This is a genomic window from Pseudoalteromonas sp. SG44-17 (assembly GCF_014164235.1).
Taxonomy (GTDB): Bacteria; Pseudomonadota; Gammaproteobacteria; order Enterobacterales; family Alteromonadaceae; genus Pseudoalteromonas; species Pseudoalteromonas rhizosphaerae.
Map to the genome: position 1 here is coordinate 1 of NZ_JACJEV010000095.1, position 626 is coordinate 626.

At 53.4% G+C, this 626-nt stretch carries 1 protein-coding gene; it reads right to left on the minus strand.

Going from position 1 to position 626, the window contains the following annotated elements; all coding sequences use genetic code 11:
* A partial coding sequence (locus tag H5182_RS22040) for an Ig-like domain-containing protein (protein WP_182760659.1) occupies positions 1 to 626 on the minus strand: 626 nt, incomplete at both ends.

Here is a 626-nt window from a genome sequence, read left to right on the forward strand (position 1 = left end):
CTGGAGGTGTTACCCGCCGCATCACTTTGTGTGGCGCTGACGGTGAGCGTGCCATTATTAAAGCTGCTGACATCAAACTCGCTACCACTGATAGTCCATGCCCCAGAGCCATCGGCCGTCACAGTCCGTGATAAGTTATTCGCGCCATCGCTGATGGTCACACTGACACTGGCATTGGCTTCTGCCCCGGAGCCGGTGATCAATACACTGCCATCTTCTACAGCATTGATCCGGCCATCAACCTCAATCGGGGTCGTTATGGTCAAGGCATTCGGTGCTGCGTTATCTAAAATCACTGAGGTGCTGGTTGCACTGGAGGTGTTACCCGCCGCATCACTTTGTGTGGCGCTGACGGTGAGCGTGCCATTATTAAAGCTGCTGACATCAAACTCACTACCACTGATAGTCCATGTACCTGCGCCATCAGCCGTCACGGTCCGCGATTGGTTATTCGAACCATCGCTGATAGTCACACTGACACTGGCATTGGCTTCTGCGCCAGAGCCGGTGATCAATACACTGCCATCTTCTACAGCATTGATCCGGCCATCAACCTCAATCGGGGTGGCAATCGTCAAGGCATTCGGTGCTGCGTTATCTAAAATCACTGAGGTGCTGGTTGCACT